The 21,011-nt window shown below is 33.3% G+C and carries 20 protein-coding genes; 11 read left to right on the top strand and 9 right to left on the bottom strand.

From position 1 onward, the window contains the following. Positions 1-131: 131 nt before the first annotated feature. The 4 genes from NNL09_RS11680 to NNL09_RS11665 form a co-directional block, all read right to left on the bottom strand. Positions 132-1,850: a NupC/NupG family nucleoside CNT transporter gene (locus tag NNL09_RS11680; RefSeq protein WP_370540760.1), complete on the bottom strand. Its 1,719-nt coding sequence runs from the start codon at positions 1,848-1,850 to the stop codon at positions 132-134. A gap of 36 nt (positions 1,851-1,886) precedes the next feature. After that, positions 1,887-2,504 (bottom strand): bifunctional nuclease family protein, encoded by a 618-nt coding sequence (locus tag NNL09_RS11675; protein WP_025665168.1) that lies wholly within the window; start codon positions 2,502-2,504, stop codon positions 1,887-1,889. Positions 2,505-2,590: 86 nt separating this feature from the next. Next, complete coding sequence (locus NNL09_RS11670; RefSeq protein WP_196910746.1) at positions 2,591-3,559, bottom strand: electron transfer flavoprotein subunit alpha/FixB family protein; 969 nt, start codon at positions 3,557-3,559, stop codon at positions 2,591-2,593. A 95-nt stretch (positions 3,560-3,654) separates the two neighbouring features. Beyond that, positions 3,655-4,401 (bottom strand): electron transfer flavoprotein subunit beta/FixA family protein, encoded by a 747-nt coding sequence (locus NNL09_RS11665; RefSeq protein WP_025665170.1) that lies wholly within the window; start codon positions 4,399-4,401, stop codon positions 3,655-3,657. 232 nt (positions 4,402-4,633) lie between these two features. On the opposite strand from NNL09_RS11665, the gene NNL09_RS11660 reads away from it, so the two are divergent. The 3 genes from NNL09_RS11660 to NNL09_RS11650 all read left to right on the top strand — a co-directional run bounded on the left by NNL09_RS11660 (position 4,634) and on the right by NNL09_RS11650 (position 8,997). Then, positions 4,634-5,641, top strand: coding sequence for a pyruvate dehydrogenase complex E1 component subunit beta (locus NNL09_RS11660; RefSeq protein ID WP_255409750.1), 1,008 nt, complete (start codon positions 4,634-4,636; stop codon positions 5,639-5,641). Between the two features lie 117 nt (positions 5,642-5,758). Beyond that, a complete protein-coding gene (locus NNL09_RS11655; protein WP_025665172.1) occupies positions 5,759-8,257 on the top strand; it encodes a DUF5686 and carboxypeptidase-like regulatory domain-containing protein in 2,499 nt (832 codons plus the stop codon). Between the two features lie 209 nt (positions 8,258-8,466). Then, positions 8,467-8,997, top strand: a complete 531-nt coding sequence (locus tag NNL09_RS11650) for an inorganic diphosphatase (RefSeq protein WP_025665173.1) — start codon at positions 8,467-8,469, stop codon at positions 8,995-8,997. Positions 8,998-9,056: 59 nt separating this feature from the next. Here NNL09_RS11650 and NNL09_RS11645 read toward each other — a convergent pair whose 3' ends face one another. Beyond that, positions 9,057-9,827, bottom strand: a complete 771-nt coding sequence (locus NNL09_RS11645; protein ID WP_196910745.1) for a hypothetical protein — start codon at positions 9,825-9,827, stop codon at positions 9,057-9,059. Positions 9,828-10,029: 202 nt separating this feature from the next. Between NNL09_RS11645 and NNL09_RS11640 the strand changes: the two genes are divergently transcribed. Continuing rightward, positions 10,030-12,408, top strand: a complete 2,379-nt coding sequence (locus tag NNL09_RS11640) for a sodium-translocating pyrophosphatase (RefSeq protein ID WP_025665175.1) — start codon at positions 10,030-10,032, stop codon at positions 12,406-12,408. 276 nt (positions 12,409-12,684) lie between these two features. After that, positions 12,685-13,686 carry an App1 family protein gene (locus NNL09_RS11635; protein WP_035095860.1) on the top strand — a complete coding sequence of 334 codons (1,002 nt, stop codon included), beginning with the start codon at positions 12,685-12,687 and terminating at the stop codon, positions 13,684-13,686. Here NNL09_RS11635 and NNL09_RS11630 read toward each other — a convergent pair. Next, positions 13,683-14,450: a LexA family transcriptional regulator gene (locus NNL09_RS11630; RefSeq protein WP_196910744.1), complete on the bottom strand. Its 768-nt coding sequence runs from the start codon at positions 14,448-14,450 to the stop codon at positions 13,683-13,685. The genes NNL09_RS11635 and NNL09_RS11630 overlap by 4 nt on opposite strands. A gap of 139 nt (positions 14,451-14,589) precedes the next feature. Between NNL09_RS11630 and NNL09_RS11625 the strand changes: the two genes are divergently transcribed. From NNL09_RS11625 to NNL09_RS11610, 4 genes are all read left to right on the top strand, one after another. Continuing rightward, a complete protein-coding gene (locus tag NNL09_RS11625) occupies positions 14,590-15,003 on the top strand; it encodes an endonuclease domain-containing protein (protein ID WP_196918859.1) in 414 nt (137 codons plus the stop codon). Further along, positions 14,993-16,255: a putative DNA modification/repair radical SAM protein gene (locus NNL09_RS11620; protein WP_196910742.1), complete on the top strand. Its 1,263-nt coding sequence runs from the start codon at positions 14,993-14,995 to the stop codon at positions 16,253-16,255. Before NNL09_RS11625 ends, NNL09_RS11620 begins: the two co-directional genes overlap by 11 nt. Positions 16,256-16,266: 11 nt before the next feature. Next, complete coding sequence (locus NNL09_RS11615) at positions 16,267-17,043, top strand: TIGR03915 family putative DNA repair protein (protein WP_196910741.1); 777 nt, start codon at positions 16,267-16,269, stop codon at positions 17,041-17,043. A 188-nt stretch (positions 17,044-17,231) separates the two neighbouring features. After that, on the top strand, positions 17,232-17,672 hold the full coding sequence (locus tag NNL09_RS11610) for a hypothetical protein (protein ID WP_196910740.1): 441 nt from the start codon (positions 17,232-17,234) through the stop codon (positions 17,670-17,672). Between the two features lie 64 nt (positions 17,673-17,736). Here NNL09_RS11610 and NNL09_RS11605 read toward each other — a convergent pair whose 3' ends face one another. After that, a complete protein-coding gene (locus tag NNL09_RS11605; RefSeq protein ID WP_196910739.1) occupies positions 17,737-18,312 on the bottom strand; it encodes a nitroreductase in 576 nt (191 codons plus the stop codon). A 78-nt stretch (positions 18,313-18,390) separates the two neighbouring features. Between NNL09_RS11605 and NNL09_RS11600 the strand changes: the two genes are divergently transcribed. Next, positions 18,391-19,116 carry a methyltransferase domain-containing protein gene (locus tag NNL09_RS11600; RefSeq protein WP_196910738.1) on the top strand — a complete coding sequence of 242 codons (726 nt, stop codon included), beginning with the start codon at positions 18,391-18,393 and terminating at the stop codon, positions 19,114-19,116. Continuing rightward, the gene (locus tag NNL09_RS11595) at positions 19,097-19,531 is read left to right on the top strand and encodes a hypothetical protein (RefSeq protein WP_196910882.1); all 435 of its coding nucleotides are present in this window, start codon (positions 19,097-19,099) and stop codon (positions 19,529-19,531) included. Before NNL09_RS11600 ends, NNL09_RS11595 begins: the two co-directional genes overlap by 20 nt. A gap of 2 nt (positions 19,532-19,533) precedes the next feature. Here NNL09_RS11595 and NNL09_RS11590 read toward each other — a convergent pair whose 3' ends face one another. Continuing rightward, entirely contained in the window at positions 19,534-20,658 is a 1,125-nt protein-coding gene (locus tag NNL09_RS11590) for a pentapeptide repeat-containing protein (RefSeq protein ID WP_196910737.1), read from the bottom strand. Positions 20,659-20,786: 128 nt separating this feature from the next. Then, positions 20,787-21,008 carry a hypothetical protein gene (locus NNL09_RS11585; protein WP_025665186.1) on the bottom strand — a complete coding sequence of 74 codons (222 nt, stop codon included), beginning with the start codon at positions 21,006-21,008 and terminating at the stop codon, positions 20,787-20,789. Positions 21,009-21,011: the final 3 nt, after the last annotated feature.

The following is a 21,011-nucleotide window of genomic DNA, read 5'->3' as shown; positions in this document are numbered from 1 at the left end:
GTTTATATTAATCTTTAAAGTTAAAAGTGCTTTCCAAATATACAAAAAATAGCATACGAGATACTCTTTAATTTATTGATTAAAGGATTGTTGTACAATAGTTTTTAACAATACATTATGAATTTAAACCATTATCCTATTATCATCCCTGCAATTGTAGCAGATAACAGGGATGCTATGGTACCTCCGATCAGTGCTTTCATACCAAATTCAGACAATGTTTTTCGTTGACCAGGTGCCAACGAACCAATACCTCCTATTTGTATTCCGATTGAAGCAAAGTTTGCAAAACCACATAACATGTAAGTAGCCATAATCACCGATTTATTATAGGTAAAATGTAGTGCACTGGCTGGGTTTTTTAAATCTGCCAATTGTATATACCCTACAAACTCGCTTGCTGCCAATTTAATTCCTAATAATTGCCCCATTAAAGCTATGTCTTCTTTGGCGACTCCAATCATCCACATTAATGGCGCAAAAATGTAACCCAAAATAAGCTCAAGAGATAAGCTTTGGTAAGCTGTCTTTGATGCTATCCAAGTGTTTACAGAAGTGATGTCTCCAACCCAACTTAATATACCGTTCAGCATAGCAATAAAGGCTACAAACACTAATAACATAGCACCAACATTTACAGCTAGTCTTAAGCCTTCAGTTGTTCCGTTTGCTATAGCGTCTAAAATATTAGATCCTATTTTTTCTGAAGAAACATGCACATCTGTATTAATTTTTTCTGTTTGCGGAAATAGTATTTTAGAAATAACAATTGCTCCAGGAGCTGCCATTACTGATGCTGCTAATAGGTGTTTTGCAAATTGTAATCGTAAAACCGGGTCGTCTCCTCCTAAAAATCCAATATATGCTGCCAGTACAGCTCCAGCAACAGTTGCCATACCACCGATCATAACTAATAGCATTTCAGACTTATTCATCTTTTCTAAGTATGCTTTAATTAATAGAGGTGCTTCTGTTTGGCCTAAAAAGATGTTACCAGCAACACTTAAACTTTCTGCTCCGGATATCTTGAGTGCTTTGGTCAACAACCAAGCCAAGCCTTTTACTACTTTTTGAATAATACCTAGATAAAATAATAAGGAAGTTAAAGCTGAAAAGAATATAATGGTTGGTAGTACCTGAAAAGCAAATATAAAACCAAAGGTATCCATATCTATAACCAAACCTTCAAACAGAAATTTACTTCCTGCTCTAGTAAAGTCTAAAACACTAACAAATAGGCTTCCAACCCATTCAAATACAGTTTGAACAAACGGTACTTTTAAAACTCCAATAGCAATTAGTAATTGAAATCCAACACCTAATCCAACTGTTTTCCAATTAATAGCTTTTCGGTTACTGCTAAATAAAAATGCAATTATCAGAAGAACAATCATCCCTAAGACCCCTCTCCATAAACTATTAAGTGAAAACCCTTGATTGGGTATAAGTTGACTAACTTCTGTTACAGGAGCTACTTGCTCTGTTTTTTTCTGAGTAGAAAGAGTATATGAAATATTATTTTTTGAAATGACCAGTGTAGAATCTGTTAAGGTAGTGACTCTATATCGTATAAGGGAATCCTGAGTTGTTTCGGGAAATAATAACAAGAGGTTGTTTTGCTGTAAATAGTCTCCTTGTAGTGTTTCTGAAGCACCATTAAAAGCATATGAAAACCGGCCTTGTTCTAACGAAAAATAATCTCCTTTTTTAACAGCAAAAGTTTCTTCCGTATTTCCATTAACTTCTTCTAAAATCCATTTTTTTTCTATGGATTGTGCTGATAATATAGAGAAAACAAATAGAGATAATAGAAAAGTAAGTACTCCTTTCTTCATATAAATTGAACTCATTTAAAATAGATTAGATCTTTAACCCTAACATATAAATTAGCCTCGTTTAGAAATTTCATCGCGAATCCTTGCTGCTAATTCATAGTCTTCATTAGTAACTGCCTGATCAAGCATTCGATTGAGTTCTTCAATAGATAAGTCTTTATAACTTGTTTCTTTACCTACCATTTCAACATCATCAGAAACCAATTCATCTACTAAAAGATTTTCGGGATCGATCTCCTCATCCTTTTTAGGATTTACTTTAAGATATATACCAGCCTGATCCAAAATATTTTTGTAGGTAAATATAGGAGCTTGAAATCGTAGTGCCAATGCAATTGCATCGCTTGTTCTGGCATCTATAATTTCTTCAATTTTATCGCGTTCACAAATAACACTGGAATAAAAGACACCGTCTACCAGTTTATGAATGATTACTTGCTTTACTATAATATCAAACCGATCTGCAAAATTCTTAAAAAGATCATGGGTAAGTGGTCTAGGTGGTTTGATTTCCTTTTCTAAAGCAATAGCTATAGATTGTGCCTCAAAAGCACCTATAACAATTGGTAACTTTCTTTCTCCATCCACCTCACTTAAAATTAGCGCATAAGCGCCATTTTGGGTTTGACTGTATGATATTCCTTTTATGTTCAGTCGAACTAAACTCATATTGCTCTCAATAAAAAAAGGCTGTTTGAACATGCGGACTTTTACGTAGGTTCAAACAGCCCCTAATTGGGCACAATTTATGAAAATTATGCGTTATTCGACTTAAATTCTTTTAATTTTTCAATAAGTTTTGGTACTACTTCAAAAGCATCTCCCACTATTCCGTAGTCTGCAGCTTTAAAGAAAGGGGCCTCAGGATCATTATTAATTACCACTTTTACTTTACTGGCATTAATTCCTGCCAAGTGTTGAATAGCTCCAGAAACTCCAACAGCAATATATAAATTAGATGCAACTGGTTTTCCGGTTTGCCCTACGTGTTCACTATGAGGTCTCCATCCCATATCACTTACTGGTTTTGAACATGCTGTAGCTGCACCAAGCACATCTGCAAGCTCTTCTATCATCCCCCAATTTTCGGGGCCTTTTAACCCACGCCCGCCTGACACTACAATTTCTGCATCTGCAATAGAAACTTTATCTGTAGCTTTATCTACGGCGGTCACCTGTACTCCAAAATCATCATCAGAAAGTGATGGTTCAAAAGCTTCAGAAGCTGCAGATCCAGCATTTTCTTTAAGACCAAAAGCATTATTAGACAAACCAATTACTTTAACATCTGTTGGTATTTCTGTAACATTAAATGCTTTATTGGTAAATGCAGTACGTTTTACTTTAAAAGGAGAAGTACTCTCTGGTAACCCTACAACATTAGATGCATATCCTGCATTAAGATGTACTGCTAACAAAGGTGCCAAAAATTTACTATCTGCTGTAGAACTCACCACAACAACTTTTGCGCCTTCTTGTACTGCTGCTTGTTTTATTGCATCTGCATATGCTTTTGCATTAAATGTAGATAGTTTATCATTTTTTATCTCTAAAACTTTATCTACTCCATACGCTCCTAATTCACTACTATCTCCTCCATTAATACTTACAGCGGTTACCGTTGTACCAAGCATAGCAGCAACTTCTTTTGCATAAGATACTACTTCGAAAGCGGCTTTTTTAAATTTTTGGCCTTCACTTTCTGTATATACTAAAATTGACATAAAAATTTTGTTTAATTTTTCCTGAACATGTTTTCAGGAACTGTTTGATTGTTTTGTTAATTTTTTAAAAGAGTTCAGAATGATTTAGTTTTCAATTAAATCACCTTAGCCTCGTTATGCAATAATGCAACCAATTGATCCACATTATCCGGATCTACCAATGTTACTTCTCCTTTTGGAGTTGGTTTTTGAAACTGAACAGCCTTTGTTTCCTGATTTGCTTCAATTGGTTCTACTACAGTAAGTGGTTTTTTACGAGCCATCATAATTCCTCGCATATTCGGAATACGTAAATCACTTTCTTCTACTAATCCTTTTTGTCCTCCAACAATTAAAGGTAATTTAGCCGTAGAAGTTTCTTTCCCTCCATCAATTTCGCGTATCACTGTTGCTGTATCTCCTTCGACTTCTAAACCGATGCATGTATTTACAAAATTAGCACCTGTAAGAGCAGAAATCATTCCTGGCACCATACCACCATTATAGTCAATAGACTCTCTACCAGCAATAACAAGATCATAACCACCATCCTGAATAACTTTTGCTAATTGTCGAGCAACATAAAAACCATCTGTAGCTTCGGTATTTACTCTAATTGCATTATCTGCACCAATCGCCAAGGCCTTACGCAAAGTAGGTTCTGTCTCGGGACCACCAACATTTGCAACATCTACAGATGCTCCTTGCTTTTCTTTAAACCACATTGCGCGAGTTAACCCAAACTCATCATTAGGATTAATTACAAATTGCACTCCATTGGTATCAAACTTAGTATCTCCATCCGTAAAATTAATTTTGGAAGTTGTGTCTGGCACATGGCTAATACAAACTAATATCTTCATTTTATATATGTATTTTTTGAGAATTTAATAATAAAGGCGAAGGTACAAATAAAAAGTATAATTTACTATGCGTGCATAATAAATTTTTTCAATATTCTCCCCCTATCAAAGGGTTTTAATTGCTACTTTTGCCTTCGTTATGGCACAAAATATTTTTTTCAAATAAAATCAGAATAGTTAAAATGATTATTACGATTACATTTACTAATCATTTTAATTCTAAAAATAAACGGTGTCGACTAAAAATAATAAAAACAAGCACATGAAGACCATACAATTCAGAGAAGCGATTTGCGAAGCAATGACTGAAGAAATGCGACGAGATGAATCCATATATTTAATGGGTGAAGAGGTTGCAGAATATAACGGAGCGTATAAAGCAAGTAAAGGCATGCTGGACGAGTTTGGTCCGGACCGGGTTCTTGATACTCCTATCTCTGAGTTGGGTTTTGCAGGTATCGGTGTTGGTAGTGCTATGAATGGCAATAGACCCATTATCGAATTCATGACGTTTAATTTTTCGTTGGTAGGAATAGACCAGATCATTAACAACGCTGCAAAAATGCGCCAAATGAGTGGTGGTCAATTTAATATCCCTATTGTTTTTAGAGGCCCTACTGCTTCTGCAGGTCAATTGGGAGCTACACATTCACAAGCTTTTGAAAATTGGTTTGCCAACACACCAGGATTAAAAGTAGTGGTTCCTTCAAATCCAAAAGATGCAAAAGGATTATTAAAATCTGCTATTAGAGATAACGATCCTGTTATCTTTATGGAAAGTGAGCAAATGTATGGCGATAAAGGTGAGGTACCAGAAGGTGAGTTTACCATTCCTCTTGGGGTAGCAGAAACAAAGAGAGAAGGTAACGACGTTACTATTGTTTCATTTGGAAAAATTATTAAAGAAGCGTATAAGGCAGCTGATGAACTCGCTAAAGAAAATATTTCTTGTGAGATTATAGATTTAAGAACTGTACGTCCTTTAGATCTTGACGCTATATTTACTTCTGTTAAAAAAACAAATCGATTAATTATTCTTGAGGAAGCCTGGCCTTTAGCTAATATTTCTTCAGAAATCACATATCAGGTACAATCTAATATTTTCGACTATCTGGATGCACCTATCATAAAAATCAATACCGCAGATACACCAACTCCATATTCTCCACAACTATTAGAAGAATGGTTACCTAATAGTAAAGATGTTGTTAAAGCTGTTAAAAAAGTGATGTATAAATAAAATGAACTCCTTTATTTTGCGTTTCATCAGTTTTCGGAACATCACCAAATATAAAAATGGCCCAAAAATTGAGGTGATCCACTAATTATTGCAAGTATTAATCTTATATAGTATTAGATGAGACATTTGATTTTAGGAATACTTTTTACTTTATTGAGTTGTACATTTCTTTATTCACAAACTAAAATTGGTGGCCAGGTTTATGATAGCAATAAGCAACCTGTTCCTTTTGCTAATATTGTATTTGCAAATTCTACAATAGGTACTATAACCGATGAAAACGGTAGGTTCTATATGGAATCTGACAACAATTATTCTAATGTTAAAGTTTCATTTATTGGTTTTAAAACCAAAACTATAAAGCTAACCAAACGGGTTACCTATAAGATGGAAATCACCCTCGAAGAGGAAGCCGCTGCATTGGATGAAGTTGTTATCTATAAAGGAAAAACTTCTAAAAAAAATAATCCTGCGATCGATATTCTAAGAAAAATCTGGAAAAACCGACGGGAAAATGGAGTTAAAAAGTTTAAGCAATACACCTATGATAAATATGAAAAATTAGAATTTGACCTTAATACGATTGATAGTGCTTTGGTTAATAGCAGGATTTTTAACGGCATGGAATTTATTTTTGATGATGTAGATACATCAAGAATAACCGGAAAAACCTATTTACCTATTTTTCTTAATGAAGCACTTTCTAAAGTGTATGGTGATAATGTAATTAATGAAGAGAAAGAAGTGCTGGCAGGAAATAAAAATGCTGGTTTTAGTGATAATCAAACTTTAATTGCATTTGTTAAAGACCTGTACTCTGACTACGATGTTTATGAAAATTATCTAAAATTCTTTGACAAAAGCTTTACCAGTCCATTATCTCGAACAGGAATTAGTGTATATAACTATGTCTTAACAGATAGCGCATATATAGATAATAAATGGTGTTATAACATTATATATTATCCCAGAAGAAAAAATGAGTTGACTTTTAAAGGAGATTTTTGGGTTAATGATACAACCTGGGCCATTAAAGAAATAAATCTGGAAGTTACAAAGAGTGCCAATATTAACTGGGTAAAAGATTTATATATCGAACAAGAGTTCGATGTATTAAATGATTCTATTTTTCTAATTACCAAAGATTATTTTCAGTCTGATTTTGCTTTTAGTAAGAAAGAAAAATCACGCGGAGTATATGGTAAAAGAACAACTTTATATGACAATTATAAATTTGACATAAAAAAAGATAAAAAATTCTATCAAAGTCAGGTAGATCCATATGACCAGGATATCTATAACAGAGAGGATTCTTTCTGGGCTAATGCCAGAATGGAAAAACTGAATAAGGATGAACAAAAAGTATACAAACTGCTCGATACCCTTAAGACAGTAAAAGCTTTTAAACGACTCTATAATATAGGAACCATATTAGCTTCGGGATATGTAGAGTTTAATGGTTTTGATTTTGGTCCTCTTTTTAATACCATTGGATTTAATGATATTGAAGGATTTAGGCTTAGAGCCGGTGGTAGAACATATTTTACTGCTAATGATCGATGGCGTATAGAAGGTTATGGCGCTTATGGTTTTAAAGACAATAAGTTTAAATATGGAATTTCGGGAAAATATCTTGTGGATCGAAAATCAAGACTTATCGTAGCTGCAGGAAACCGACGAGATGTAGAGCAACTTGGTGCCAGTCTAACCAATACTAATAATGTTGAAGGAAGAAGTCTAGCCTCCTCCTCTGTTATCGCTACCGGAGATAATGATAGGCTTACATCTATTAATCTGTCTGCATTTTCTATGCAAATAGAGCCTAAGAAAAATCTAACAGTAGGAATAACAGGGTCCTACAGAACCTTAAAACCGGCAGACCCTACTTTATTTAGCTTAGATTTTCTTGATCCCGAAACCAATGAATTGCGAACTCAAATCAAACAAACCGAAATAGCAACGCAAATTACATATACACCAGGTAGGAAAACTACTGGTTATGGTGTAGATAGAATTGTTGTAAATGATGGTGATTTCTCGACTTTATTCCTAAACTACAGTGTTGGTGTAAAAGGCTTGATCGAAAGTGATTTTGAGTATCAAAAACTACAATTTTTCTATCGACAACCATGGAACATTGGAGGTTTCGGTGTATTAAACAGCTCATTAGAAGTCGGAAAAACATTTGGCGAAGTCCCACTAGGCCTATTAAGTGTTATCCCGGGAAATCAAACTTATCTTTCTATATATAATACTTTTCCGCTATTAAACTATTATGAATTTGTTACAGATACCTATACTTCTCTTCACTTAGAACATAATTTTAACGGTAGAATATTTTCTAGAATACCACTACTAAGAAAACTTAATCTTAGAGAGTTAGTTGGTATAAGAGGTGTTTGGGGAGAGTTATCTGATGAAAATATCGCAATCGATGCTTCAGGCTTTTTACAATCTGTAGGAGCTCCTAACGACGAAGTTTATTGGGAATATAGTTTGGGTGTAGGGAATATTTTTAAAGTTTTCAGAATAGATTTTCATTTTAGAGGAAATTATTTTGACAATCCTGATGCTCGTAAATTTGGAGTTACCGGATCTTTTGGGTTTTATTTCTAAAGAATTTATTACAGCGCAGTTTTAAACCTTGGATTACATCATAGAATCATTATATTTTTCTGTATTGTTAGCGTGTATTTTTATCTAAAAACCTTTTAGGTTATCACAATTTTAAGATTTAACTAAAAAAGCAATAATTTTTCTTTATAAATTTTAACTAACCCCTTGTAATACCTATATTTGCCGCCCATTAAAAAGAGAATGTAATTATGAGCGCAGCTACTAAAGAAAGCTTTGACGTACTAATTGAAATACCAAAAGGAAGTAGAAACAAATACGAGTATGATTTTGATATAAAAAAAATCAGATATGACCGTATGATCTTTTCCTCTATGATGTATCCTGCAGATTATGGATTTATCCCCGAAACTTTAGCTTTAGACGGAGACCCTCTGGATGTTTTAGTATTGGTTACAGAGCCAACATTTCCTGGTTGTGTAATAGAAGTAAAACCTATTGGTGTTTTTCATATGACCGATGAAAAAGGTCCTGATGAAAAAATCATCTGTGTCCCCGTTTCCGACCCTATAGCTAGTCGACTGGCAGATTTAAAAGAAATGAATCCTCATTTAATAAAAGAAATAGAGCACTTTTTTCAGGTATATAAAGATCTGGAAGAGAAAAAAGTTGATGTCGGAGGATGGGGTAATATCGATGAGGCTAAAGAAATTATCAAAGCCTGCGTTAAGCGTTTTGATGAACTAGAAAATAAACCAAAAGGATTATTTAGTATTTCCTAAATATCAATTCTAAGGGTAATAAAAAGCATGATGTTTTCTTTACAGAAACATCATGCTTTTTATTTTACATCATACCCAGAAGGAAACTCTCTTTTATACTTTTTCATTTGAAGCGTACTCATATGCTGAGTAATTTTATAATTCCTTTTGTATGTATATTGAACAACCATTGGATATCCTACTTTATCATTTACATTTCTTAAATTTCCATTGGCATATTCAAAAACATTAAAGGCCCAATAACTATGTCCATTAAATTGTTCCAGGTTCATTGTTATGATTTCGTAATTACCGTCATTATCAACATCTCTTTCTGATCTGTGTCTTTCAAATGTCATATCGTCAAAAGATATTTTTTGAAATAACATATCACTTTTTTGAAATAAATACAAGACTTTAACCAGCATACCCATCACTCCATTTCCTGTACCTTGCTGTATTAATTTTATATCTTTATATCCATCACCATTTATATCTGACACCAAAACAAGTCCTCCTTTCATTGTTAAAGGAGAAAATGAACCTGGTTGTTTTATTTTTTGAATCTCTCTCTTATTTCGAAAAATACGAATCAAACCAAAATCGATTTGATCAACAAACCAAGTTAATTGAATAGTTAAGTTATCTTTATTATCAAAAAACTGGTCTATCGACAAGGTACAATCATAGGTTCCTTTAGTATCCATTCTATTATATTCTTCCCACTTATTATATATTTTATAGGACGGAGCAGAATAGTCCTCAAATGCATATTGAGCATTTGTATAACCTGTAAAAAACAAACTGTAAAACACTATCAGAAAGGCAGTTCTGTAAAAATATAAAAACATATATCTTCCTATTTTTTTAAAACTTACACAATATAAGGTAGTATTATCATAATTTACTCCCCAAAAACAGTAGTTTTTTTCATTATCGCACAATCGATTATTTAAAATTATTGCCCTCTAACTATCTTTCGTATTTAGGGTATTTTTACTACTTTTAGCGACTAATTGACTTAAAACGACTAATTAACTTAAAATATATTTAATGGAATCAAATATGATTTTTGTGCCAATTGCATTGGCAATTCTAGGCTTACTTTTTATGTTTATTAAAATGGCTTGGGTAAAAAAACAAGCTCCTGGAAATGAAAAAATGCAGGAAATTTCTAAAAGTATTAAAGAAGGAGCCTTAGCATTCCTTGCGGCAGAATATAGATTATTAGTAATTTTTGTTGTTATAGCTTCAGTAGCGCTGTTTGGTATTTCAATGCTTGTAGACACTACTAGTTGGATGATTGTACCTGCCTTTGTTATTGGGGCCATATTTTCGGCACTAGCCGGTAATATCGGTATGCGTATAGCTACAGATGCCAATGCAAGAACTGCAGAAGCAGCAAAAACAAGCCTTCCGCAGGCATTAAAAGTATCTTTTGGTGGAGGAACAGTAATGGGCCTTGGTGTTGCAGGACTAGCAGTATTAGGCTTAAGTTTATTCTTTATGTTTTTCACTGGTCAGTTTATGGGTGGTGAAGGTTCCTTTTATGATAACATGACAGTTGTATTAGAGGCATTAGCCGGGTTTTCACTTGGTGCTGAATCTATTGCACTTTTTGCACGTGTTGGAGGGGGAATTTATACCAAAGCAGCCGATGTTGGAGCAGATTTAGTTGGTAAAGTAGAAGCTGGTATCCCAGAAGATGATCCGCGTAACCCTGCAACAATTGCAGATAACGTAGGAGATAATGTTGGGGATGTTGCAGGTATGGGAGCCGATCTTTTTGGATCATATGTAGCTACTGTTCTTGCAGCAATGGTACTAGGAAACTATGTAATAAGAGATATGTCTACTACTACGCAATTTTCTGATGCTTTTAGTAACATGGGACCAATTTTACTCCCAATAGTTATTGCCGGAGTTGGTATTTTGGCATCAATTATAGGAACATTCTTAGTAGGTATTAAAAATAACGATGCTAAAGAAGCACAAGTACAAAAAGCTTTAGATGTAGGAAACTGGGCAGCTATTATTTTAACATTGATTGCTAGTTACTTCTTAATCGATTGGATGCTACCAAAAACGATGCAGATGAGCTTTTTTGGAGAAGGAATGAAAGAAATTCCATCGATAAATGTATTCTACGCTACAATTATAGGTCTTGCAGTAGGTGCTTTGATCTCTATGGTAACATCATTTTACACCAGTTTAGGTAAAAAACCAGTATTAAATATTGTACAAAATAGTTCTACAGGAGCAGGAACCAATATTATTGCAGGTTTGGCTGTAGGAATGAAATCTACATTTTTATCTGTAATCTTATTTGCTGCTGCAATTTATGGTTCATACGCATTAGCAGGGTTTTACGGCGTAGCTCTAGCTGCTTCTGCGATGATGGCCACAACAGCAATGCAGTTAGCAATTGATGCTTTCGGACCTATTGCCGATAATGCGGGTGGTGTTGCAGAAATGAGTGAATTAGATCCTGAAGTTAGAGAACGTACAGATATTCTGGATTCTGTAGGAAATACAACTGCAGCAGTTGGTAAAGGGTTTGCAATTGCTTCTGCTGCTTTAACAGCATTAGCACTATTTGCTGCTTACGTTACTTTTACAGGAATTAACGGTATTAATATTTTTAAAGCCGATGTATTAGCCATGTTATTTGTTGGTGGAATGATACCAGTAATCTTTTCAGCATTAGCTATGCAATCTGTTGGAAAAGCCGCTATGGAAATGGTACATGAAGTACGTCGCCAGTTTAGAGAAATTCCTGGTATTATGGAAGGAACTGGAACTCCAGAATATGCAAAATGTGTAGATATTTCTACCAAAGCCGCTTTAAAAGAGATGATCTTACCAGGATTAATTACCATCATTACTCCTATCATTATAGGATTAATCTTTGGAGCAGAGCCACTAGGTGGATATATGGCTGGTGTTTGCGTATCGGGCGTAATGTGGGCAATCTTTCAAAATAACGCTGGTGGTGCCTGGGATAATGCTAAAAAATCATTTGAAGCAGGTGTAGAAATTAATGGAGAAATGACGTACAAAGGTTCTGACGCTCATAAAGCTGCAGTAACTGGTGATACTGTAGGAGATCCTTTTAAAGATACATCTGGACCATCTATGAATATCTTAATTAAGCTTACCTGTTTGGTAGGTCTTGTAATCGCTCCTATTTTAGGTGGACATACTTCTGAAACTGCTGTTGCATCTAACAATATTGAAGTGATACAATCGGCAAATAACGATTCTGAAAAGAAAATTGAAGTTCGTATGAAAATGGAAGGCGAATTAGCAACTGCTATTGTTACCATAGAAACTTCTGAAAAAGGAAAAGTGAAACATGATGTAAAAAAATTAAAAGGATCAGAAGCCGAAGTAAAAGCTGAAATTGAAGCAATTAAAGCTTCTATAAAGTAAGATTCTTAAAATTAATATATAAGACAACCTCGCTCTTTGGGCGAGGTTCTTTATTTTTATGATATCTATAGCGTACAATAAAAAAAGTATCATAGGTATGTTTGATTTTCAGAATGAAAAAATTTCATCAAAAGAATGGATACGCTATAAATGGTAAAATATTGATTTCCAAAAAGGACATAAATGATTTTTTTTTGAAAAAAATTAAATAAATACGACTAATACATAAAATTGCATCAAACGTAACTATACAAATTATTAAAATTTATATTTTTCATGTTTAAGAAAAAAGCTTTACGTATCAATACTTACCTTGGTTATGGCACAAATTCTATTTTTCGTGCAACAGGAAGAGCTCTCGAAGATGAAAATATTGATTTTAGTACAAATCAAAGTATATTTAAAACGTTACGAAATATCTATAGGCAGCTCGAAAGTGATGAAATTAGAAATATCGAGATAACACTAAAATTACCCGATGGACAAGTCATAGAAACTCGTACTGATCTCGAAGGGTATTATAATCTAGAACTTGATATTCCCGCACTTTCTAACCATATAGATGAAAACGGTTGGATTGCATATAGCGTATCTTACAAAAAAGAAAGTACACATAAAGAAATAAGCAACAAAAATATATTTAAAAGCCAAATGCTTGTACCATCAGATCAAGCAGAATTTGCAATTATAAGTGATATTGATGACACTATCATACATACAGGTGTTGCTTCACTATTTAAATGGAGAGTTATTGCGAATACACTTTTCAAAAACTTTGACAAGAGAACTGCAATAGAAGGCACGGTAAAATTTTGTAAAAAATTACATCTGGGCACAAAAGGATCACCTGTTAATCCTTTTTTTTATGTAAGTAATAGTCCATGGAATTTATATGATTATTTAAGTGCATTTTTTAATAAGCATCATTTTCCAAAAGGCCCAATTTTACTTAGAGATTTTAGAACTCCATTTGACAAAACCCCAAAACCTAAAGTTCCGCATAAACAGTCCGAAATTGTAAATCTTTTAACGATGTATCCACATTTTAAATTTATTCTTATAGGAGATAGCGGAGAAAAAGATGCCGATATTTATACCAAAATAGCAGAGCAATATCCAGGTCGTATTTTGGCTATTTATTTAAGAAACGTAAAACATCGTCGAAAAGAAAAGCGAATTAAAAAGATCATACATTCTTTTACAATCTCTCCTATTCTACTTGTTCACTCTTATGATGAAGCTATTAAACATGCACAAGAATCCGGATTCATAAACTAATGTTTCAAACTTCTCACCTCAGAAGTTAATACCTGCATCGCTTCTTGCAATTGTTTCATACTGGCGGTATCAGAATTAGCATCAATATTAAAACTTAATTTGCTATTTATCTCCCAAAGCTCAACTATTTGATGTGTTTGAATCGTATATGGTAAGTATTCAGAATTTAAAGAGATTAGTGTTATTATAGAAGCATCTGCATTTTTTCTAATTTTCTTTACCACAACACTATCTTCCAAAACAATTACACAAATTGTATTATTGCTCACTTCAGAAAGATTATTTACAGCTTTACCAATCACCCATTCTTTGGGTTCTAGTAATGGTAACATACTATCTCCTTCTACCTGAAAACCCCGGTATGTAGCATTTCGATATTCTGGTAAAGGAATATCAAATGCAGGTAGTTGTTGATACCAGTCTAAATCCTGAACATTATGAGGGTATCCAGCTGCAGCTTTTACATTTACCAAAACTATATTCTCGTTATTCTGAGAATCTATAGTTACTACTTTTGGAGATACATCTCCCAGGTGTAATTGTATTTTCTTTTGGGTACTCTCTCCAAATAACCACAAGGGATTAACATTAAATTCCTGTAATAATCTGGCTACAACTTTTCCCGAAATCTTGGTCTTACCCCTTTCTATATCTGCTGTAGAATTTTTAATCTGTAAAACCTTGGCAAAATCAGATTGGGTATAATGGTTTTCCTCGCGAATTTGTTTAAAACGCTTTATGGTTTGGTTGGTTGAATTATCCATAAAATCGAAATTTTAATAGTATTATCATATAAAAATGGTGCTATGACCTGGGATAATTAATAGCAAAGATACAAGATTTTGGAATATTTCCAATTTTAACATAATTTTATTTTAATATTTATGGAAAATTTCCATAAATTTGGAAAAATTACAACTAAATACATCTACCATGTCTTCACAAACCATTCCTTTATACCAAAAAGTATCAGAGAAAATTATTAGACATTCACTCGATAGTTCTATTACATCTATCGACCAACTTCATCAAAAACTCACCGAAAAAGGGTTTCATTTTCTTAGAAATAAAATTGTAAAAAATTACAATTTTGACTTTTATTGTGGTGCATCAAAAATTGCTATTGAAATTGACAGCTACGCACATGAGTTTTCGGATATCTATAACTTGGATGCACCAAAAAAGTTATTTATTTCTTCGCTGGGAATTACCGTTCTTAGATTCACAGACTATCAAATATTAACCGATATAGAGGAAATTATAAGAACTGTTAAAAATCAAATAAAAATGACTAGAGAATGCATCTATGTCGTTTGAGCGAATACGTCAAAAACTATCCATTTTGGCAGATGCCGCAAAATATGATGTTTCATGTGCCAGTAGCGGAGGCAAAAGAGCCAATACTAAAAAAGGGTTAGGAAATAATACAGGTTTCGGGATTTGTCATAGTTATACAGAAGATGGGCGCTGTGTTTCCTTATTAAAAATTTTACTCACCAATCATTGTATTTATGATTGTGCCTATTGCATTACCCGAAAAAGTAATGATATTAAAAGAGCTGCTTTCAAAATTCAGGAAGTAGTTGATCTAACTATTAATTTTTATAGAAGAAATTATATCGAAGGGTTATTTCTAAGCTCTGGAATATTTAAAAACTCTGATTTTACCATGGAGCGATTAGTTGCTGTGGCAAAAAAACTTAGGTTAGAAGAGAATTTTAATGGGTATATTCATCTCAAATCCATTCCCGGTGCCAGTGATGAATTGATGCGAGAGGCAGGATTATATGCAGATCGATTAAGTGTAAATATTGAAATCCCTACCAAATCAGGGTTAAAACTTTTGGCACCAGATAAAAGACATGAAGATTTTATAAAACCTATGCAAAAGGTTAAAAATGAAATCATTCAATACCAAGCAGAGCATAAAATTATAAAAAGCACTCCCCGATATGCTCCAGCGGGACAAAGTACACAAATGATCATAGGAGCAACTGGTGAGAGTGATCGAGACATCATGTATTCTGCCACCTATTACTACAAAAAATTTAACATGCGTAGAGTATATTACTCTGGATATATCCCTGTTATGACAGATTCCCGATTACCATCATTAGGAACCGAGGTTCCTGTTCTTAGAGAAAATCGTCTGTATCAAACCGATTGGTTATTGCGATTTTATGGGTTTTCTGTTAACGAAATATTAAACGACACCTACAAAAATCTGGACTTGGATATTGACCCAAAGTTAAGTTGGGCATTACGTAATCTACACCTCTTTCCTATTGATATCAACAAAGCAGACAAAAGGATATTGGCCCGGGTTCCTGGTATTGGTATGCAATCTGTATTTAAAATACTACAGGCTAGAAAATTTAGAAACCTGGATTGGTCTCATCTTAAAGCCATTGGCATAGCTCTAAACAGAGCTCAATATTTTATCACTTGTAATTCTAAAGATTTTTACAACAAAGATCATGATCCCCATACATTGAAGGCTAAAATCCTAAAAAACTCTAATAGCAAGTATAAAAAATACTTTAATCAACAATTAAGTCTTTTTTCTTAATATCAATACTTATGAATCCGCAAACGATATTACTATATGATGGAAGTTTTGAAGGATTTTTAAGTTGTGTTTTTATGGTATATGATCAAAAAATATCTGATGCCATTATTAGAAAAGAATCAGAAACCAATACTCAACTATTTACAATAACAGAAAAGGTTATTACCGAGCAACATAAAGCATCCAGGGTATGGAAAGGGTTTACATCTAAAACAACCCGAAATGAACAACAGGATTTCTTTAAAGTATTTTTGAGTGAAATCAAAGGCGTAGAAAATACATTATTGAGCTATATGCAAAACATTTTTACCAAAAAAGAGAATAGGAATATTGATTTTGGCAATAAAGATATTTTAAAAATTAGCCAGGTTGCGAGAATGGTAGGTCGGGAAAAGCACAGAATGGAAGCATTTGTACGTTTTCAATTAACCAAAGATTATATATATACTGCTATCGTAGAACCAGATTTTAATGTTTTGCCCTTAATCATTCATCATTTTAAGGATCGCTATGCCGATCAGGAATGGGTTATCTATGATATCAAAAGAAATTATGGTATCTACTATGATCTAAATACAGTAGAAACAGTTACTATCGAAGGGTTTTCTCGAAAAAAGACTCGTATTTCAGAAGGACTACTCGCTCAAAACGAAACCGAGTTTCAAAAACTATGGGGAACATACTACAATAATGTGAACATAAAATCTCGTAAAAACAACAAATTACATAAACAACACCTTCCAAAACGCTACTGGAAATACTTAACCGAGAAAAATAGTAGCTTATAATATTATATTGTTAAGAAATCTTTATCTCTGCAACCCCCTAATTTACAAGTGTATTAGGGACTTAGGTCTATATCATACTCAAATAATAAAAACCAGTGTGTATTTTTTACCCATCTTAAATTTCGAATAGATAAAATAAAGTATTAGATTTGGCGTTAAGTAACCAAAATTAACTATATCTATTTATTATGAAAAAATTTTTTTTAGGAGCTTTAGCTCTAGTGTTTTTAACAGTGATCTCTTGTAAAGATGCTGCTAATAAAGCTGAAGAAGCAGCTGATACAGCAGAAGAAGCTGTTGAAGAAGTTGCAGAAAAAGTAGAAGAAGCTGCCGAAGAAGTTGCAGAAAAAGTAGAAGAAGCCGTTGACGGTGTTCCTTCTTTTGACAACCAAAAAGTACAAGATTACGTTAATGAATATGAAGCTTATTTGGCTGAGTATGCAAAAATCGTAGAAAGCAAAGATATGACTGCTTTTGCTGGACTTGCTGAAAAAGGAACAAATTTAGGTAAAAAAGCATCAGAAATTGCTGGAGAATTAACTGGTGATGATGCTAAAAAGTGGACTGACTATATGACTGCTAGTTCTGAAAAGATGCAAGCACTTGCAAAAAAAATGACTCAGCAATAGTCGTATTTTAAAATACAATAAGTCTTATGACTTATAAAAACCATCCACAATGTGGATGGTTTTTTTATTCCATCCATTGTACTTTGCTCTCTATCGGTTCTCGTTTTGATGTATTCTTTTCGTCTTCATCATAATACCCTAGGTAAAAGAATCCCAGACAACGCTCTCCTTCTTCAAAATCAAAAAAATCATCCATATAGTTGATTAATTTGGGACTGCTCCAATAGCAACCAATATCATTTGCCGTGCAGGTCAGCCACATATTCTGTACCGCCATTGCAGTCGAAGCAACTTCTTCCCATTCAGGCACACGTTCTTTTAGATCTCGTTGCATGCAAATCGCAACTATCGCACTGGCTGATTTACAATTATTGATTATTTTATTATACTTAAATGGAGAAAAATCTTCATCAGAAGTGATATCGGTATATGTATCTGATAAAAATGCACCCAGTCGATCTTTGGCTTCTCCTTCTACCACCTTAAAACGCCAGGGTTGTGTAAGCTTATGCGTTGGAGCCCAATTTGCATTTTCTAACAACATTTTAATCAATTCTTTAGATATGATTTTTTCATTGTATTGTGCCGGAAAAACAGATCGTCTCCTCCTAATTATTTCATTGATATCGGCTTTAAACATAGTATTTTCTTCTTTTTTTGTAAAGTTATTATTATTCTAAGGACTAAAAACACCTGTATCATTAATTAATATAATATTGTGAACCATAGAGTTCGACTACATAAACCTGAGCAACTAGACAATTTATCCCTATCAGGAGGAATACTTAATTCTACATTAGACAGCTTAAAATTTATAAACACTTATTTTGGCAATCACAGACAATTAAGTAAAGCCATACTGCATTATTGCATAACGCAACCTGCGATTGAAAGAATTCATATTGTTGATATTGGTTGTGGTGGTGGAGATTGTATTATACATATCTCTAACATGCTAAAGAAACATAAAATAAAAGCCACATTTACAGGAATTGATGGCAATCCTAAAAGCATTTTTTATGCGCAGCAAAATAACCCCGACCCTATTCATATTAGCTTTAATGCCGCTAATATTCTAGATAAGGATTTTGCGTTACCAGATTGTGACTTGTTGATCAGTAGCCATTTTATGTATCATTTTAATAACGAAAATCTAATCGATTTTTTAAAAAAGTTACAATCTAATACGGTAAAACATATTATTTTTAGTGAATTATACAGAAGTAAAATGGCGTATCATATATTTAAAACAATACGTTTTATACTTCCCGTTTCGGATATGGCAAGAAAGGATGGGTTGATTGCTATACAAAGAGCTTTTACTAATAAAGAATTAGAAACAATTATTCGCAAGAGTGCAATAGAAAAACATCGCATTACCAAAAAGCCGTTTTTCCGTATGATTGCTCAAATATATCTTCATGATGAAAAGAATATTATCTAAACATATAGATACTCTAAAGGAAACACCAAAAACTTTAATCTTAGCCTATGTTATCATTTATTTCTTATGGGGATTGGGGATGAATCGTTTTGGAGCAGAAGTAGAAATTGCCAGATTTACATACTGGTGGCAAGTAATTACATGTTACATTTTATATATGGTACCTATTTCGATTATCTTAAAGCGATATCCTTTTTTTGAGCAATATGCATATGGATTGGTTGCAATGGGAATATTAGAATTTTTAGGATATTGGCTTCAATCATCCTATGCATATCCCGATAATATCCTGGATAAGGTATTTAACCCTCAAAACTTCAGTTTAGGGATGGCTTTATTCTTTGCATTATATTTTCCGGCAGGAAATTGGGTCGTTAAAAAAGTACACAGCCTAATTTTTATACGCGATAAATAGTATTATTTTTTGGGAACCAGAACAAACTGTTTCTTTCCTTGTTTTTTAATTCTATATTTTTTTTCGATCTCTCCGGCGCCCTCCAGATCCAAAGTATCCGAAATATATGTTATCCAGTCTTGCCTATCTACAATAACATTATCCAAAATTGCATCTGTTAAATTTGCATTTTCTAATTTGGTCCCCCACAATATTGCTTCAGAGAGATCGGCTCCGCTAAGGTCTACTCCATACAAATTAGCATTAGTAAAATCAACACTTAACAATTCTGCCCGTTGTAGATTAGCATTATGCAATCGTGCTCTTTTTAAGTTACCATCAGATAAATTAATTTTACTCATTCGTACTTCTTTAAGATCGCAGCTTTCCATATTTGCAGCAGGCATCTGAGCTTCTGTTAAATCAGAATAATCCAATCGTGCATATTTAAGATTAACTCCTCTTCCCAGATTAACCTTTCTAAGATTCGTATATCTAAACTCTGCAGAATTTAAAATATCTTGTGAAGATTCCAGACCTAAATCACTTTTTAAAAGTGTAAATAGTAGTTGCCCACGCTCTGGGCTAATTGGTTTATCAATCAACACTCCGTCATCGATATAGCGATATGGTTTCATCGCCATACACAGACCAACTATTCTAGCTTCTAATGTTTTACTTATATTACGACTACCAGAGCCTTTATATTTTAATTCTTCATTTAAATCGGTAAGAACATCACCCATTACAAATACCAATGATGATCTTCGGTCTGCTTCTACAAGATTATTCTGACTAGTAATTAATTTATTTTGATTCATCAATAGTTTTGTTTGAAAAATCAATACTAATGAAGGAACTATGGCAAATAAAAATGCAAACAATCCAATTCTTGTTACTCGCCAAATTACACTAGAAGATACATCAGAAACTGTATCTACAGAAACTGTTTTATATTCTTTATACTCATTAATAGCAGCGCTAATACTTCTTTTAAGCCGATTGCCAAAAATTGGAGTACTGGATTTTTTTAAGAGCCACCATCTGAATCTTCTTTTTTTCTGTTTCCCTTTATTAATTTTATCCAGTTTATCCTGAAGTAACTTATTTTCGTTTTTTAACCGTTCAATATAATCTTGTTCGTTCACAGCGCTATAGATTTGGATATTAAAACGCATAAGATATAAAAGTTATTATTACTTTAAAAAAAAGAGAGCTTTCTTAACGTAGTAAAAAAGCCCTCTTTGATCATAGTAAAATCAGTAGTGGTGTTTTTTCATTCGAGATAAGTCGAGATATCTTCTGCAATATCTTCTATTATAGAGAGTTCTTCCTGATCATCGATAAGATGAATAGTTTTTATTAAAAGCTGTACATATCCTGCTACATATGCTTTCTTTTTTTTATCGCTCACATACTCTTTGCCTTCTACCACTATAAATGCGATTAGATTGCGTATGATTAATCGGATTTCTGAAATGTCTAGCTCCTTTTTCATTAG

Source organism: Aquimarina sp. EL_43 (genome assembly GCF_943422735.1).
In the GTDB taxonomy this organism is placed as follows: domain Bacteria; phylum Bacteroidota; class Bacteroidia; order Flavobacteriales; family Flavobacteriaceae; genus Aquimarina; species Aquimarina megaterium.
The sequence above is the reverse complement of the archived record's forward strand: the minus strand, read 5'-3'. Positions and strand labels throughout refer to the sequence as shown.